Genomic DNA, 16,904 nt, shown 5'->3' with positions numbered 1-16,904 from the left:
CCGTATGAATCCGGCAGGACCATCTGCCAAGGCTAAATACTCCCTGGCGACCGATAGTGAAGCAGTACCGTGAGGGAAAGGTGAAAAGCACCCCGGAAGGGGAGTGAAATAGATCCTGAAACCGTGTGCTTACAAGAAGTCAGAGCCCGATCTAGGGGTGATGGCGTGCCTTTTGTAGAATGAACCGGCGAGTTACGTTCCCGTGCAAGGTTAAGGTGAAGAGCTGAAGCCGCAGCGAAAGCGAGTCTGAATAGGGCGAATGAGTACGTGGACGTAGACCCGAAACCGGGTGATCTACCCCTGTCCAGGGTGAAGGTGCGGTAACACGCACTGGAGGCCCGAACCCACGCATGTTGAAAAATGCGGGGATGAGGTGGGGGTAGCGGAGAAATTCCAATCGAACCCGGAGATAGCTGGTTCTCCCCGAAATAGCTTTAGGGCTAGCCTCGGAAAGAAGAATCGTGGAGGTAGAGCACTGATTGGGTGCGGGGCCCGCAAGGGTTACCAAGCTCAGTCAAACTCCGAATGCCATAGATTTAGTTCCGGGAGTCAGACAGTGAGTGCTAAGATCCATTGTCGAAAGGGAAACAGCCCAGACCATCAGCTAAGGTCCCCAAGTGTGTGTTAAGTGGGAAAGGATGTGGAGTTGCACAGACAACCAGGATGTTGGCTTAGAAGCAGCCACCATTGAAAGAGTGCGTAATAGCTCACTGGTCGAGTGACTCTGCGCCGAAAATGTAACGGGGCTAAACACACCACCGAAGCTATGGCTTGATGCTTGCATCAGGGGTAGGGGAGCGTTGAATGCGGGTTGAAGGTGTACCGTAAGGAGCGCTGGACTGCATTCAAGTGAGAATGCCGGTATGAGTAACGAAAAGATCTGTGAGAATCAGATCCGCCGAAAGCCTAAGGGTTCCTGAGGAAGGTTCGTCCGCTCAGGGTAAGTCGGGACCTAAGGCGAGGCCGATAGGCGTAGTCGAAGGACAACAGGTCGAAATTCCTGTACCACCGTAATCCGCTATGAGCGATGGGGTGACGCAGTAGGGTAGTGACGCGGACTGATGGATGTCCGTCTAAGCAGTGAGGCTGGTGTGTAGGCAAATCCGCACATCGTTAAGGCTGGGCTGTGATGGGGAGCGAAAATTATAGTAGCGAAGGTCATGATCTCAGACTGCCAAGAAAAGCCTCTAGCCAGGAGAAGGTGCCCGTACCGCAAACCGACACAGGTAGGCGAGAAGAGAATTCTAAGGCGCGCGGAAGAACTCTCGTTAAGGAACTCGGCAAAATGACCCCGTAACTTCGGGAGAAGGGGTGCCTCGGTAGGGTGAATAGCCCGAGGGGGCCGCAGTGAAAAGGCCCAAGCGACTGTTTAGCAAAAACACAGGTCTGTGCGAAGCCGCAAGGCGAAGTATACGGGCTGACGCCTGCCCGGTGCTGGAAGGTTAAGGGGAGTGGTAAGCCTTCGGGCGAAGCTATGAACCGAAGCCCCAGTAAACGGCGGCCGTAACTATAACGGTCCTAAGGTAGCGAAATTCCTTGTCAGGTAAATTCTGACCCGCACGAATGGCGTAACGACTTGGGCGCTGTCTCAACGAGAGATCCGGTGAAATTTTAATACCTGTGAAGATGCAGGTTACCCGCGACAAGACGGAAAGACCCCATGGAGCTTTACTGCAGCTTGATATTGAATTTGGGTACGATCTGTACAGGATAGGTGGGAGCCGTCGAACTTTGAGCGCCAGCTTGAAGGGAGGCATCCTTGGGATACCACCCTGATCGTATCTAGGTTCTAACTTGGTACCGTAAACCGGTGCGAGGACAGTGTCAGGTGGGCAGTTTGACTGGGGCGGTCGCCTCCTAAAGAGTAACGGAGGCGCCCCAAGGTTCCCTCAGAATGGTTGGAAATCATTCGAAGAGTGCAAAGGCAGAAGGGAGCTTGACTGCGAGACCTACAAGTCGAGCAGGGACGAAAGTCGGGCTTAGTGATCCGGTGGTACCGCATGGAAGGGCCATCGCTCAACGGATAAAAGCTACCCTGGGGATAACAGGCTTATCTCCCCCAAGAGTCCACATCGACGGGGAGGTTTGGCACCTCGATGTCGGCTCATCGCATCCTGGGGCTGAAGTAGGTCCCAAGGGTTGGGCTGTTCGCCCATTAAAGCGGTACGCGAGCTGGGTTCAGAACGTCGTGAGACAGTTCGGTCCCTATCTGTCGTGGGCGTAGGAAATTTGAGAGGAGCTGTCCTTAGTACGAGAGGACCGGGATGGACGTACCGCTGGTGTACCAGTTGTTCCGCCAGGAGCACCGCTGGGTAGCTATGTACGGAAGGGATAAGCGCTGAAAGCATCTAAGCGTGAAGCCCCCCTCAAGATGAGATTTCCCAGTATGTAAGACCCCTTGAAGACGACGAGGTAGATAGGTTGGGGGTGGAAGTGCAGTAATGCATGGAGCTGACCAATACTAATCGGTCGAGGGCTTATCCTAAGATAAAACGCAAATAAGTTTCGGATCCAGTTTTCAGGGTGTAACCTTGAACGTATGTACAAGTGACATACGACAAGCGCATGGCTATTCATTCACACGATAAGTGATGAAGCGAATAACCTTACGGAAGAATTTGCGTAGCAAATTCATGTTTGGTGGCGATAGCGGAGGGGTTCCACACGTACCCATCCCGAACACGACCGTTAAGCCCTCCAGCGCCGATGGTACTTGGACCGCAGGGTCCTGGGAGAGTAGGACGTCGCCAAGCAGAACTTTATGATTATTATTCCCTGATAGCTCAGTTGGTAGAGCACTCGACTGTTAATCGAGTTGTCACAGGTTCGAGTCCTGTTCGGGGAGCCACTTGCTCTCATAGCTCAGCAGGTAGAGTGCATCCATGGTAAGGATGAGGTCACCGGTTCGAACCCGGTTGAGAGCTTGTTATAGGATGGCCCGTTGGTCAAGGGGTTAAGACACCTCCCTTTCACGGAGGTAACAGGGGTTCGAATCCCCTACGGGTCATAGGATATTATGGAGGCTTAGCTCAGCTGGGAGAGCATCTGCCTTACAAGCAGAGGGTCGGGGGTTCGAGCCCCTCAGCCTCCACCATTTTTCATTCTCTTACCTGGATGAAATCTTGGGGAATTGTGAATCATATGCATATTGGGGATTAGCCAAGCGGTAAGGCAACGGACTTTGACTCCGTCATGCATAGGTTCAAATCCTATATCCCCAGCCATTAAGAGCCATTAGCTCAGTTGGTAGAGCACCTGACTTTTAATCAGGGTGTCGAAGGTTCGAGTCCTTCATGGCTCACCATTGTATTACATGCGCGTGTGGCGGAATTGGCAGACGCACTAGACTTAGGATCTAGCGTCTTTGACGTGGGGGTTCAAGTCCCTCCACGCGCATATTGTTTTTGCGGACGTGGCTCAGCGGTAGAGCATCGCCTTGCCAAGGCGAGGGTCGCGGGTTCGATTCCCGTCGTCCGCTCCATATTTGCGCCCTTAGCTCAGCTGGATAGAGCGTTTGACTACGAATCAAAAGGCCGGGAGTTCGAATCTCTCAGGGCGCGCCATATTTAAAAAAGTATAATATCGGGATGTAGCTCAGCTTGGTAGAGCACCTGGTTTGGGACCAGGGGGTCGCATGTTCAAATCGTGTCATCCCGATACTAATTTGCGGGTGTAGTTCAATGGTAGAACTTCAGCCTTCCAAGCTGATAGCGTGGGTTCGATTCCCATCACCCGCTTACCGATTACCTAGAAGCCGAAAGGCTTCTTTTTATTTTGTCCACATTACATTTACTTCTATGTATATAGGCCAATGCAAATATGTCTCCTGTCATGCACAGTTGGGGATGACTTGTGTATATTGTACATAGGCTCTTGTTACTTTTGACACCTAGATCTCGAATTTCCTCCTCTAACGTACCCCTTTCTCCTGCAGTAAGGCTAATTTCGTGATCAAATCCTTTAAATATAGGAATCCTATAGCTATTATGGTGCGAATTTATGGTGATAACTCAACAGTTGCTCTTGGGTTGTGCACATTTCCCTTTATTTATGTGGGTAAAAATCGGAGTGTTAATGAGGAAATACCTTAGAAACACTGAGAAAATGGCTAATTTGTGTATATCTTTGTGGATAGAAGGCTAATGGAGTTGACTTTGTCAACAAATAATAAACATATACACACTACGTTGCATGAATTTGTACCTTTAAAAACACACTCTTTATAAGAGACTGTGCATAATGTTTCACGTATCACTAGTGTATACATTAATTTCTATTTATTAATTTCATATTTATTTATAAGAATCCAATATTTTCTCGAAAGAAGTAATTCAAAAAGATGATTTTTTACTGTAAATTTTGCAGCTTTTCATGCGGTTTTATTGTATGATGTTAAGAAAGTGTCAAATTTCGTGTGTATACGTACCTTTTCTACAACTGTATATGGTGTGGAACAGATCAGATGGGGGGAAAAGCATGACTGAGCTTACGTTAACCGCTAACAAAAACCAATCCAACAATCTGCTGCGGCGGGACGTTCGTTTTCTAGGGAATATTCTTGGTGAGGTATTGGTTCATCAGGGTGGCAACGAACTTTTGGATATCGTGGAGAAAATACGTGAGACAAGTAAATCGTTACGTGCCGGGTATCAGCCGGAGTTGTATGAGAATTTCAAACAAATGGTCAGCGGACTGGATACGGATATTCGTCACCAGGTTATTCGCGCGTTTGCGATTTATTTTCAGTTGGTGAATATCGCTGAGCAAAACCATCGTATTCGTCGTAAGCGGGATTATGAGCATTCGGCTGGTGAAGATGTTCAACCTGGTTCCATTGAAAGTTCCGTTCAGGAGCTTAAACAAGGGGGCTTCTCCGCTGAGGACGTTAGTAACTTGCTGAATGAGCTCTCTTTGGAGCTGGTCATGACCGCACATCCTACAGAAGCGACACGACGAGTAATACTTGATATCCATAAGCGCATTTCCGAGGACGTCATGCTGCTGGATAATCCGATGCTTACCTTGCGTGAGCGGGAACAGGTACGGGAGAATCTGCTAAACGAAGTAATTACGCTGTGGCAGACAGATGAGCTGCGTGATCGCAAGCCAACTGTATTAGATGAAGTAAGAAATGGAATGTATTATTTTCACGAGACCTTGTTTCATGTACTGCCAGATGTATATCAAGAATTGGAACGATGTTTAGACAAATATTATCCCGAACAAAAATGGCACATACCCACTTATCTGAGATTTGGTTCCTGGATCGGTGGAGACCGGGACGGCAATCCGTCTGTGACATCTCATGTGACTTGGGAAACGTTACGTATGCAGCGCAAGTTGGCTTTGAGAGAATATCAGCACACGTTAAAGGAACTCATGGGTTACTTGAGTTTCAGCACCAGCATTGTGCGAGTTTCCGATGCTCTGCTGGCTTCTATTGAAGAAGACCGTACTCACATTACACTTAAAAAGATGGAAGTATGGCATAACGAAAAAGAGCCTTACCGCATTAAACTGGCATATATGATTGCTAAAGTGAACAACATCCTGGATGAAAGCAAACAGGGTACCAATGAGCGTTACAATTCTGCGGAAGAGCTCATTGCAGACCTAAATGTTATTGACCACAGTCTGCGTCATCATTTTGCCGATTATGTGGCAAACACGTATATTCAAAAGATGATTCGCCAGGTAGAGTTGTTTGGATTCCATACAGCTACGCTGGATGTCCGTCAGCATAGTCAGGAACATGAAAATGCGATGACTGAAATTCTTTCTAAAATGAATATTGTGTCGGATTACAGTAAGCTGTCAGAAGAAGAAAAAATTAATCTGCTGGAAAAGCTGCTGAATGAACCTCGTCCGATTACTTCACCTTATTTAAAATATAGCGATAGCACACAGGAATGTCTTGATGTATATCGTACGATTTATTTGGCTCAGGAGGAATTCGGCAAGCAGTCCATTACAAGCTACTTGATCAGTATGACTCAGGGAGCTAGTGACTTACTGGAGGTTATGGTCTTATCCAAAGAGGTAGGCCTGTTCCGCATCGAGAAGGATGGCACTGTTATCTGTACGCTGCAATCTGTCCCTTTGTTCGAAACGATAGATGATCTGCACGCTGCACCTGATATTATGAGAAGATTGATGAACTTGCCTGTATATCGACAATCTGTGGCTGCGATGGACCAGCTTCAGGAGATTATGCTGGGATACTCGGACAGCAATAAAGATGGCGGTGTGGTTACAGCGAACTGGGAACTTCGGGTCGCTATGAACAGCATTACGGAAGTAGTTAATGAGTTTGGCGTAAAAGTGAAGTTTTTCCACGGTCGTGGAGGTGCGCTGGGTCGTGGAGGAATGCCACTTAATCGCAGTATTTTGGCTCAACCTCCTCATACGATTGGAGGCGGAATCAAGATTACGGAGCAAGGTGAAGTACTATCATCCCGATACTCGCTCAGAGGTATCGCGTACCGGAGCTTGGAGCAGGCAACATCGGCGCTGATTACGGCTGTAGCATATCATCGTTCCGGGAAGAAGGAAGTGTTTGAGGAGAGCTGGGAGGAGATTATCGCCCGCATTTCCCAAGTATCACTGGATAAGTATCAGGATTTGATTTTCCGAGATCCAGATTTCTTCAACTTCTTCAAAGAATCTACACCGTTGCCTGAGGTGGGCGAGCTCAACATTGGATCTCGTCCGTCCAAGCGTAAGAACAGCGAACGTTTTGAGGACTTGCGCGCCATTCCATGGGTTTTTGCATGGACACAAAGCCGTTACTTGTTACCTGCATGGTATGCGGCTGGAACAGGTTTGCAAAGCTTCTATCAAAACAATGAGGATAACCTTAAAGTGCTGCAAACGATGTTTAGGGACTCTGCTTTCTTCCGGTCACTTATTGATACACTGCAAATGGCAATCGCTAAAGCGGATTTACTGATTGCAGAAGAGTACGCTGGGATGTCGGATAATGAAGAGGCCCGGCAGCGTATTTTCGGGCAGATTTCAGCGGAGTTTAAGCTGACATCTGAGTTGATTTTGAAAATAACCGGACAATCCGAGATTTTGGACGACGTGCCGGTTATTCAGGAATCTATCCGCTTGCGTAATCCTTATGTCGATCCGTTAAGTTACTTGCAGGTTCAATTGCTAAGTGAGCTACGGGAGTTGCGGGATCAGAACGGTGATGATACGGAGATGCTACGTGAGGTATTGTTGACGATTAACGGAATTGCCGCAGGCTTGAGAAATACGGGCTGATATAGTGCGGTTGTACGAATACAGGCAATCGGGTACTCATGGGGTACCCGATTGTGCTGTTTGTATATTGAAGGCTGGCGTGCTTGCAGTTAGTAACAATACTACAGTTGATTTCCGGATAAAATTAAACTACGATGAATAATCATAAACATATAATAAGTAACCCATCAGCAAGTCTGGGGGAGTATAGAGTGGATAATATGGAAAGCCGCTTGGTAAGGCTGGTACAGAAAGGCGATCAGCGAGCTTTTGCGGAGTTAGTCGAGTTATATAAAGATCGGATTTTTCATCTTTCCTACCGGATGCTAGGTAATCGCCATGAGGCGGAGGATCTGGTGCAGGAAACTTTTTTGCGTGTGTATCGTAATTTGGAAAAATACGATCATGGACAGAAATTCTCAACTTGGATTTATCGAATTGCTACAAATCTGTGCATTGATCGTCTGCGAAGGAGAAAACCTACATACTCACTTGATGCTGAAATGAATGATCAGGAAGGTGTCGATGGGTACGCCATGCTCGCCAGTGAAGAGCTTACCCCTGAGGGGAGCACGCTTCTGTCTGAAACACAGGCCTTGATTCATGACGCCATCGACAGCCTTCCGGATAAATACAGAACGATTATGGTTTTACGGTACTTGCAGGAGCTTTCCTTACAGGAAATCAGCGATGTGCTCAATCTCCCAGTCACCACTATTAAGACAAGAGTACACAGGGGACGGGATTTTCTGCGCAAAAAACTGGAGCACAAGCTATAGATCATGCGCATAGATTCTAGGAAAAGAGTCTGCGTAGATGTTTTTATGAAACATAATGCTCGTTGTAACGTATGTAAGATGAGCAAAGTTTCTAAGCCGGAGCATGTTATGTTGAGAAACACGGAAGAATATTAGAAAGGATTGGCTCATATGGATTGCAAACAAGCCGTCTCTTTTATGCATGACTATCTAGATGGCGACCTGTCTGAGCAGGACAAACATGAGTTGGAACAGCACTTGTTAGACTGCCCGGAATGCCGCATGCGTTTTAAAGAGCTGGAGCGGACGGATGCGATGCTTTACGGTACACGCTATCATCAAGTGCCGTGTGTATCGGATGAGCTGACATTTCGCATTATGAATGCTTTGCCGCCGCATAAAAGACAGACTGCGGTGCCTATGCTGACCTGGGTGAAAAGGCATCCCGCTGTAACAGCCGCCGCCTTCTTCCTTATTGTTATATGCTCAAGCATGGCCAGCTTTTCTGGCACGGACCATCAATTGGTAGTCAAAGGAAGTCATCTGGATCAAGTTGTTATTCAGGGCGATACTGTGATTGTGCCTGAGGGGAAATCCATTGCCGGAGATTTAACAGTGCAAAATGGTGAAGCCCGTGTATACGGTGAAGTGGAAGGAAATGTCACTGTAATTGATGGTTCTTATTATCAAGCGTCCACCGCCCATATTGCAGGACAGGTTAAAAGTATTGATCAAACCTTGGATTGGATTTGGTACAAGGTTACTGATTTATTCGGGGGACCTTCTTCTCCATAAAAGAAGCTTGAAATGGCAAGGACGATATCGAGCGCCTCTTTCCGCTGGAAAAGGCGTTTTTTTGTATATGAAGCTGGCGAATTGTACTGTATTTTACTGATTTTGGCGGTTCTTTTGTCACACAGCTTGCAACGTGAGCCTGATCGTTATAACCTAGATAGAGAGAGCACACTGTGTACATATTACACCCACTCACTACAGAAAATTGCGGGGGCATGCGCATGTTGGATTATTTTGCGGACCTGACTTGGAAAGAGTCCATTAAAGATATTATCGACATTTTGATCGTAACCTATATTATGTATCAGCTTATTTTGCTTGTTCGCGGAACGCGTGCAGTTCAATTGTTGAAAGGGATTCTGTTTCTGGTTGTCATTTGGGCGGTTAGCACCTGGTTTGATTTGTATACGCTCAAGTGGTTGATGAATCAGATGTTCACCTTTGGTGTGGTGGCTATCTTTATTATTTTTCAGCCTGAGTTGCGTCGTGCACTGGAGCAATTGGGGCGTGGCAAATTATTTGGGCGTTCGTCTGCGGATGATGAAGAGATTAACAAGTTAATCGGAGAAATGATTAAGGCACTGAATTATTTATCACGTAGGAAAATAGGAGCTTTGGTCGTATTTGAGCGCGAGACAGGGCTAAACGAATATACGGAGTCTGGTATCAAGACACAGGCCGTAGTCAGTTCTGAACTGCTAATTAACATCTTCATTCCTAATACACCTCTGCATGATGGTGCGGTGATTATTCAAAATAAACAGATTGCTTCTGCGGCCTGTTATTTGCCATTATCGGAAAATCCGTTCATTAGCAAGGAGCTGGGAACCCGTCACCGGGCTGCGATTGGGGTGAGTGAGGTAACGGATGCCGTAACTGTCGTGGTATCGGAGGAAACAGGACAAATTTCTTTGGCCATTAATGGACAGGTCGTGCGCGACATTAAGGAAGAATCCCTAATCTCCAAGCTGTATGAGGAGTTGCGGCCAACACCGTCTTTGAAGGAAAAACGCGGCTCATTCTGGAATCGGAGGGGAGGCCGTGGAAATTCATGATGGACAAATGGATTAACAATAATACGATTTCCAAGATATTGGCGCTTGCGGTTGCTGTCCTGCTGTGGGGAATGGTCCATCTAGATACAGGTACACCTTCATCTACGCTGACCGTTTCTTATAATAATAAAGTGATTGATAATGTAGCCATTCAGGCCAGTGGTCTGGATGATTCAAAATATGTATTGTCAACCATGGATACTGACCATGTTAAGATGGAGGTCAGAGGACAGCGTTCTGTGTTGACTTCCTTTTTTGCGGATAATTATCAAGCAAAGCTAAACTTAAACGGCTTAGGAGCAGGTACTAAAACATTGTCACTCGAACCGGACTTGCCGGATGGAGTGGAGTTGGTATCTATGACTCCTAACCGTGTTACAGTGACGATTGAGGAAAAACAAACGAAATCATTTAATGTATCTATAGTTCCTAAAGGAAACCCAGATGCGGGACTGCAGCTTGGTAAGCCTGTGATTGCTCCTCAGACCGTAAAGGTCACCTTGCCCAAAAGCCAGTTGAGTACCGTCACTGCCGTTCAGGGGGCTGTTAATACGGATGGCATCTCAGAAAAGTTTGAACAGAAGCGTGTAAAACTGAAGGCTTATAATAAAAAGGGACAGGAACTTACGGGAGCGGTTATTGAGCCGTCTACTGTGTCCGTTGAAATTCCGGTAACTCAGCAGGCGAAGTCTGTGCCTGTTAAGATTGTCTATTCCGGAGAGTTGCCAGACGGACTGGTGCTTTCTAAAGTGAATGCAAACGTGAAGGAAGCGGCGGTGTATGCATCGCAGGATGTATTGAGCAGCCTTAGCTCTTACGTCACGGCTACATTGGATTTAAGCCAATTTACGGAAGCGGGGACTCGTACAGTTCAAGCTAATTTGGCAGCCCCCTCAGGTTCTGATAAAATCGAGCCAGGGTCCATACAAATTCAGGTGACTGTTGTTCCTTCCAATGAAGTCACAGATACGGAACGGACGCTGTCAGGCATCCCAATCGTTTTACAAGGTGCAGGAGATGGAGCGACTGCGACTGTTACAGCGCCCGCAGGCAAGACGATGGATGTTACTGTGAAGGGCCCGCAGGATCTGGTAAACAATTTAACCAATGATGATATTAGTTTGGTGGCAGATGTAAGTGGCCTCGCGGCTGGTCAACACGAGGTTACTCTGAAAGTAGGCTTGCCTAAATATATTACGCAAGCCGGAAATGCTGGCCAACTAAAGGCAACGATCAACATTGAGAGCCCTTCTACGCCTGCTGTAACGAATCCTAATAGTGAGAATGAATCAAACCCCTCTGGTAGTGGCGAAAAGGGGCAGGAGAGGCCACAGGAGGGGCAAGGCAATCAAAGTGGAAACTCTGACGCTAAGACCGGGGACAACGCAGCTGCGGAGGATAAAACAAATCCTCATAACGGCGCAGATTCTTCTGCGAATGGAACCCCGGAGAACAGTCAGCCATAACATGTTTTATCTGTAGTAAATAATCATGATTTATTAGACAAAAAAGGGAGTCATTTTACATGGGGAAATATTTTGGTACAGATGGTGTACGAGGCGTTGCTAATCAGGAACTTACAGCCGAACTGGCATATAGCATTGGCCGCTGCGGCGGATATGTTTTAGCAGGTAATGTAGAGAAACCGACAGTTGTTATTGGTATGGATACACGGATATCCGGTCTGATGCTGGAATCGGCTCTTGTAGCCGGTTTGCTGTCCATTGGAGCTAATGTGGTTCGCCTAGGTATTGTTTCGACGCCTGGGGTGGCATATCTCACACGTCAATTGAAAGCTGACGCTGGTGTAATGATCTCAGCATCACACAATCCAGTTGAAGATAACGGCATTAAGTTTTTTGGCGGTGACGGTTTTAAATTGACAGACGAAACGGAATTGAAAATTGAAGAGCTCATGGATGCAAAAGAAGACCAACTGCCTCGTCCGATTGGCGGCGGATTGGGAACGGTTGTTGTAGACGAGCATTCCCGTTACGATTATCTGGAGTTCTTGAAAACAACAATTAGCCATTCTTTTGAAGGAATAAAAATTGTACTGGATTGTGCAAACGGAGCAGCTTATGAGCTGGCGCCGAAGCTTTTTGCAGAATTGGGAGCTGAGGTGCACACCATCGGTGCCGAGCCTAACGGTTTGAACATCAATGATCATTGCGGCTCGACTCATCCTGAAAAGCTGAAAGAGGAAGTGCGCCGCTTGAAAGCGGATATTGGTCTGGCCTTTGACGGCGATGCCGACCGTCTGATCGCAATTGATGAGAACGGGGAAGAGGTAGACGGCGACTATATTCTCTGCATTTGCGGAGATGCAATGAACCGCGCAGGAAAACTCAAGGACAGCACTATTGTATCGACAGTGATGAGTAATATCGGTTTTTATAAAGCTACTGAAAAGCTGGCACTCAAGACTGCAAAAACTGCGGTCGGGGACCGTTATGTGATGGAAGAAATGCGTCGGGGTGGATTTAATCTGGGCGGTGAGCAGTCTGGTCATGTTATTTTCCTGGATCACAATACGACAGGCGATGGCATGCTGACTGGGATTCAGCTGGTAGATACCTTGAAAGCTTCCGGCAAGAAAATGAGTGAGCTAAAGTCGCTCATGAAACAGTATCCGCAAGTGCTCGTAAATGTGCGTGTGCAGGACAAACGCAATTACGAGGGGAATCCTGCTATTGCAGAAGCAATTGAGCAGGTGGAACAACAATTGGGCGATAATGGGCGTGTACTGGTTCGTGCTTCAGGCACAGAATCGCTCATTCGTGTGATGGCCGAAGGCCCGGATAAAGATGAGCTGGAGCAATTTGTCGGTCAGATCGTAGATGTCGTGAAGAAAGAATTAGTTTAAAATTTTGTAAACGTCGGTTGCCTGTGAAAAAGAAGCAGGCAACGGCGTTTGCGGTTATTTACTAGCGATTTATTGCCTTCATGGTGTAATTATGAATAAAGTGTCATTGCCAAATGATACTTAGCTGAATATAATATAGGGATGCTGTGACTCAGATAGAGAAAGCGAGGGTTGTAAGGTAACGTAATACAAGCGCCAGAGCTTGATTTTGTGCGGGGGAACTTGGTGGAGAAGCAACGGATTCAGTTGAAATAAAGTTGCTTGCAGATCGGTTCACGACAAAACAAGCTGACGAGGTGAAGGTGTTCGAAACATTCGGCGGGGACCTTCCGGTGAAGCATCAAGCCGTAAACCGGCAGCGGAAAATGAACAGGCAACTGTTTACACAACGCACCGGTAGATGCCTTTATTGTTTTATAACCTAAATTATAAGATTCATTTCATGAATGTGCGGCCATCATCATTGGCGTGCGCGGTTTGGGAATTTCGTTACATTCGTGAAGAGATGCCTGTAAATTCTATAGTTATCATTGACAACTTCATAGATGAATGAACTTTATTCCACAATCTACCGCACACGTTAGTCCTGTGATGAGTCGTCTTGTGAAATGATGATCGGGAGGATAACGAATATGTGTGGCATTGTAGGATATATTGGTAATCAGAATACGCAAGAGGTATTGATTGACGGATTGAAGAAGCTGGAGTATCGCGGTTATGACTCTGCGGGTATTGCCGTGTTTACAGATTCAGGATTGCAAGTAGCCAAGGCTAAAGGTCGTCTGGCGAATCTAGAAGCTAAACTGGATGGTACGCCGTTGGTAGGCCATGCAGGTATCGGACATACACGTTGGGCAACGCACGGTAAGCCTTCTGATGAAAACTCCCATCCACATTTGGATGAGAGCCAAAAGTTCTCTGTAGTTCACAACGGAATCATTGAGAATTATCTGGAGCTGAAGGAGCAGCTGATCAGCGAAGGTCATACCTTTATTTCCGAAACGGACACCGAAGTTATTTCCCATCTGGTTGCGCGTGAATATAAAGGGGATATCGTTAAAGCAGTACAAAAAGCAATTACCTTTATGCGCGGTGCTTTTGCACTGGGTGTGCTGACAGAGCATGAGCCTAATAAGCTGGTTGCTGTTCGTCAAGCTAGCCCGCTGGTTATTGGTGTGGGAGAAGGCGAGAACTTTATCGGTTCCGACATTCCGGCTATTCTGAAATATACACGCAATGTATTTATTTTGAACGATGGCGAAATGGCTGTTTTGACCAGTGATGCTGTCGAATTAATGACAATCGAAGGCCAATTTATTTCTCGGGAAATGATTCATGTCGAATGGGATGCTGTAACAGCGGAAAAAGGCGGCTATGAGCATTTCATGCTGAAAGAAATTCACGAGCAGCCTAAGGCTTATCGTGACACAATGTTGGGCCGTATCGATAAAGATACTAAAAAAGTTGTTCTTCCTGAACTGAAGCTGACAGAAGAACAAATTAAAAATATCCGCAACATTCAAATTGTTGCGTGTGGTACAGCTTACAATGCAGGTTTGATTGGCCGTACGGTTATTGAAAGTCTGGCTCGTATACCGGTAGAGAATGATGTGGCTTCCGAATATCGTTATCGTTCACCTATCGTAACACCAGAGACATTGGTGATCGTGGTGAGCCAATCCGGTGAAACTGCTGACACGTTGGCAGCACTGCGTGAAGCACAAGCAAACGGCGCTCATGTACTGGCGATTACAAACGTAGTCGGTAGCTCCATCGCTCGTGATGCAGATGATGTGTTGGTTACACTGGCAGGACCGGAAATTGCCGTAGCCTCGACTAAAGCCTATTCTTCGCAGTTGATTGCGTTCTATCTGTTTGGTTTGTATCTCGCTCAAGTGCGTGGCACACAAACGGATGAGCAAGTAGCCCATGTGCTGGCTGCTATGGAATCTCTGCCAGAGCAAGTGGAAGAGATGCTGGGTAAAGCAGATGCGATCAAATCCTATGCTGAGCAAATTGCAAGCCACAAGCACCTGTTCTTTATTGGTCGCGGTCAGGACTATGCTGTAGTACAGGAAGGCTCCCTGAAGCTCAAGGAAATCTCCTACATTCATTCCGAGGCATATGCTGCTGGTGAGCTGAAGCATGGTACACTGGCATTGATCGAAGAGGGAATTCCAGTTATCGCTTTGGTAACACAGGAATCCGTGTTGGAGAAAACCGTGAGCAACATTAAGGAAGTCAAGGCTCGTGGTGCAGATGTTCTTGCGATTACGTACGAAGAGCACGCAGTTGAGTTGTTGAAGTCCGTGGATCAGGTATTTGCCATTCCGAAAACACTTCCAATTCTGTCTGCTGCAATTTCGGTTGTATCTCTCCAACTGTTGGCTTACTACGCTTCTCTTGCGCTGGGTCATGATGTTGATAAACCACGTAACCTGGCGAAAAGCGTTACCGTAGAATAAGCTTTAGTAAAATTCTAAATTAATTGTCTGGTGATAAAAGAGTGTGGAACCAGTAAAAAAAGTCTGGAACTAGTCATTTTACAAACATCAAGAAAGATCCCGATGATATATCGGGATCTTTTTAGCTTAGGAGGGCAATTATGTCTACAATAGGCCAACGAATTCGAACTATTAGAAAAACAACAACTTAAATCAAATAAAGTTTGCAAATATAATTGGAATTTCTCAAGGAACGTTGAGTGAGCTGGAGCAAGATAAATATAGACCCTCTCTTGATTTAATTATAGCAATTAAGGAAAGCTTCAATTCCCATATAGAATGGTTAATCTTTGGAGATACACCTGTATCAATTGAGCCCACACAGTAGGGAACGTCATTCGATTAGCAATACAAAGTAAATAATCAGTTGTAACGTCAAAAACCTTTGCTAAAGATATTAAATGATTAATTTTAGGCCGTGCTACGTTTCGCTCCCAATTAGAAACAACCTGTTTAGTTACCCCGATTTTATTAGAAATTTCCTTTTGTATCCATTCATGGAGTAGTCTCAAATTTTTACATCGCTGTTCCAAAGTATTCATGAATTCATCTCTATTGAGAAAATCAAATAGCTTTTACCCGACCCATCTGCTTACTAATTATACTTACTTATAGCCCATATTATAGCTTATTCATACCCTACTGTACCCTACGAGTAGCCTATGAATAGGCTACGAAGTAAAATATAGCTAAAAAATATTACTTTGCTATTGTATAAAGCTGTGAGTTGTTATATTCTACATTTGTATTTTGAAGTAAAACTAAAATATATCTTAGGAGTAGAAAAAGATAACTGAACTTTACTCTGATTTAGTAGTTCTAAAAAGAAGGTGAATAATGAGCAAAATTCGATCAAGTAACTCTATAGCATCTATTCAACGGAAAATCAAAGAAGGAAGAGGTCAAGGCCACTTTTCGGAATATAAACCTTGGTTGACGGTACATGATGTACCTTCAATAGGGATAGTTACTCGAATTCTTGGTTGGAAAAGTGGTCGACTTCACCATTATCTGTCTGAACACTTTGAATTGGCACATCATTGCCAAATGGAAGTGGTCAGAGCAAGTGATTGATATTCGCGAACAATTTCCTTTATTACCCCTAGATAAAACCCTCTATATTGCATAAAAGTTAAACATCCAACTGACCCCAAGAATAAGCTTCCCATCATTATGACTACAGATATGTTACTTACAGTAAAACAAGAAAAAAGTATAAAATTTATTGCACATTCTATCAAACCTTTTAACAAGTTGACAAAACGAGTTGTAGAGAAATTACAGATTGAAAAAGAGTTCTTTAAAGACCAAAAGATAGAGTGGGCACTTATTACGGAAAGGCAGATAAACTACAATTTATTCAGGAATGTCGAATGGCTTCATAATGCTAAAAACAACGATAAGTTGTCAAATCACCATATAAATAGTCTCGAAGATAATCTCTATTATGCTATTCAACAAAGTGAAAAACCATTTGCGAAAGTTACAAGAGAACAAGATGAATTATTTGGTTTACCAAGTGGGTACTGGATATGACTCATCTAATACAGCCTACTCTACAATCCATGATTATTTTAGAAAATAGACGCAAGCGCAAGGATTCGGAGCACCAGCAGAGAATATATACAGGGAAGATCTCCCAAATTGGCCGGCACCCCGCCTCAGTGTCGACACGCGT

Annotated in this window: 10 protein-coding genes, 11 tRNA genes and 2 rRNA genes (1 of these 23 cut by a window edge); 22 read left to right on the top strand and 1 reads right to left on the bottom strand. The window is 45.6% G+C overall.

What is annotated here, in order from left to right; genetic code table 11:
* From MKY75_RS21705 to glmS, 20 genes are all read left to right on the top strand, one after another.
* A 23S ribosomal RNA gene (locus tag MKY75_RS21705) occupies window positions 1-2,485 on the top strand (it extends 441 nt beyond the left edge of the window).
* Between the two features lie 151 nt (window positions 2,486-2,636).
* Window positions 2,637-2,753: ribosomal RNA gene (gene rrf, locus MKY75_RS21700) — 5S ribosomal RNA — on the top strand.
* A 19-nt stretch (window positions 2,754-2,772) separates the two neighbouring features.
* Window positions 2,773-2,848 (top strand) — tRNA-Asn (locus MKY75_RS21695).
* A gap of 3 nt (window positions 2,849-2,851) precedes the next feature.
* Window positions 2,852-2,924 (top strand) — tRNA-Thr (locus MKY75_RS21690).
* 11 nt (window positions 2,925-2,935) lie between these two features.
* Window positions 2,936-3,007: transfer RNA gene (locus MKY75_RS21685), tRNA-Glu, on the top strand.
* Window positions 3,008-3,018: 11 nt separating this feature from the next.
* A tRNA-Val gene (locus MKY75_RS21680) sits at window positions 3,019-3,094 on the top strand.
* 55 nt (window positions 3,095-3,149) lie between these two features.
* Window positions 3,150-3,224, top strand: a tRNA-Gln gene (locus MKY75_RS21675).
* Between the two features lie 4 nt (window positions 3,225-3,228).
* A tRNA-Lys gene (locus MKY75_RS21670) sits at window positions 3,229-3,304 on the top strand.
* Window positions 3,305-3,315: 11 nt separating this feature from the next.
* Window positions 3,316-3,396, top strand: a tRNA-Leu gene (locus tag MKY75_RS21665).
* A 10-nt stretch (window positions 3,397-3,406) separates the two neighbouring features.
* Window positions 3,407-3,481, top strand: a tRNA-Gly gene (locus MKY75_RS21660).
* Window positions 3,482-3,486: 5 nt separating this feature from the next.
* Window positions 3,487-3,563, top strand: a tRNA-Arg gene (locus MKY75_RS21655).
* A 20-nt stretch (window positions 3,564-3,583) separates the two neighbouring features.
* Window positions 3,584-3,657, top strand: a tRNA-Pro gene (locus MKY75_RS21650).
* 9 nt (window positions 3,658-3,666) lie between these two features.
* Window positions 3,667-3,737 (top strand) — tRNA-Gly (locus tag MKY75_RS21645).
* A gap of 739 nt (window positions 3,738-4,476) precedes the next feature.
* Window positions 4,477-7,269 (top strand): phosphoenolpyruvate carboxylase, encoded by a 2,793-nt coding sequence (gene ppc / locus MKY75_RS21640; protein WP_029516811.1) that lies wholly within the window; start codon window positions 4,477-4,479, stop codon window positions 7,267-7,269.
* A 191-nt stretch (window positions 7,270-7,460) separates the two neighbouring features.
* Entirely contained in the window at window positions 7,461-8,027 is a 567-nt protein-coding gene (gene sigW / locus MKY75_RS21635) for an RNA polymerase sigma factor SigW (RefSeq protein WP_016818747.1), read from the top strand.
* A 150-nt stretch (window positions 8,028-8,177) separates the two neighbouring features.
* The gene (locus tag MKY75_RS21630; RefSeq protein ID WP_069011562.1) at window positions 8,178-8,801 is read left to right on the top strand and encodes an anti-sigma factor; all 624 of its coding nucleotides are present in this window, start codon (window positions 8,178-8,180) and stop codon (window positions 8,799-8,801) included.
* A gap of 221 nt (window positions 8,802-9,022) precedes the next feature.
* A complete protein-coding gene (gene cdaA, locus MKY75_RS21625) occupies window positions 9,023-9,856 on the top strand; it encodes a diadenylate cyclase CdaA (RefSeq protein ID WP_013312127.1) in 834 nt (277 codons plus the stop codon).
* Entirely contained in the window at window positions 9,853-11,322 is a 1,470-nt protein-coding gene (locus tag MKY75_RS21620) for a CdaR family protein (RefSeq protein WP_340886511.1), read from the top strand. Before cdaA ends, MKY75_RS21620 begins: the two co-directional genes overlap by 4 nt.
* Window positions 11,323-11,381: 59 nt before the next feature.
* The gene (glmM, locus tag MKY75_RS21615; protein WP_029516808.1) at window positions 11,382-12,722 is read left to right on the top strand and encodes a phosphoglucosamine mutase; all 1,341 of its coding nucleotides are present in this window, start codon (window positions 11,382-11,384) and stop codon (window positions 12,720-12,722) included.
* Window positions 12,723-13,354: 632 nt separating this feature from the next.
* On the top strand, window positions 13,355-15,187 hold the full coding sequence (glmS, locus tag MKY75_RS21610; RefSeq protein ID WP_029516807.1) for a glutamine--fructose-6-phosphate transaminase (isomerizing): 1,833 nt from the start codon (window positions 13,355-13,357) through the stop codon (window positions 15,185-15,187).
* Between the two features lie 302 nt (window positions 15,188-15,489).
* On the opposite strand, the gene MKY75_RS21605 is transcribed toward glmS, so the two are convergent.
* Window positions 15,490-15,768: a helix-turn-helix domain-containing protein gene (locus MKY75_RS21605; RefSeq protein WP_165150842.1), complete on the bottom strand. Its 279-nt coding sequence runs from the start codon at window positions 15,766-15,768 to the stop codon at window positions 15,490-15,492.
* Between the two features lie 295 nt (window positions 15,769-16,063).
* Between MKY75_RS21605 and MKY75_RS21600 the strand changes: the two genes are divergently transcribed.
* Together MKY75_RS21600 and MKY75_RS21595 are read left to right on the top strand one after the other, a co-directional pair.
* Window positions 16,064-16,300 carry a transposase gene (locus tag MKY75_RS21600; protein WP_340886510.1) on the top strand — a complete coding sequence of 79 codons (237 nt, stop codon included), beginning with the start codon at window positions 16,064-16,066 and terminating at the stop codon, window positions 16,298-16,300.
* Window positions 16,301-16,399: 99 nt separating this feature from the next.
* Entirely contained in the window at window positions 16,400-16,762 is a 363-nt protein-coding gene (locus MKY75_RS21595; protein WP_238438049.1) for a TnsA endonuclease N-terminal domain-containing protein, read from the top strand.
* Window positions 16,763-16,904: the final 142 nt, after the last annotated feature.

Source organism: Paenibacillus sp. FSL L8-0663, assembly GCF_038008125.1.
Taxonomy (GTDB): Bacteria; Bacillota; Bacilli; order Paenibacillales; family Paenibacillaceae; genus Paenibacillus; species Paenibacillus polymyxa_D.
Note: the sequence above shows the minus strand (reverse complement) of the source record. Positions and strands in the feature narration are given on the sequence as shown.